The following is a 208-nucleotide window of genomic DNA, read 5'->3' as shown; positions in this document are numbered from 1 at the left end:
ACTGGGCAAACACTCTCCGTAAATACGCGTAAGGCTCCAGGTCGTTCGCTTTGGCGGTTTCTATCAGGCTGTACATCATGGCGCTGGCTTTTGCGCCACGCTGACTGTCACTGAATAACCAGTTTTTGCGCCCTATCGCAAACGGTCGGATAGCATTTTCGACGGGATTATTATCGATATGAAGTCGCCCATCGGTGAGGTAGACCGT

Annotated in this window: 1 protein-coding gene; it reads right to left on the bottom strand. The window is 51.4% G+C overall.

All coding sequences use genetic code 11. The annotated features are described in order from the left end of the window. On the bottom strand, positions 1-208 hold a 208-nt coding region (locus WG929_RS21305; protein WP_416207663.1), incomplete at both ends, for an IS66 family transposase.

Origin of the sequence: Oceanobacter antarcticus (genome assembly GCF_044962685.1) — a bacterium.
Classification (GTDB): Bacteria; Pseudomonadota; Gammaproteobacteria; order Pseudomonadales; family Oceanobacteraceae; genus Oceanobacter; species Oceanobacter antarcticus.
Note: the sequence above shows the minus strand (reverse complement) of the source record. Positions and strands in the feature narration are given on the sequence as shown.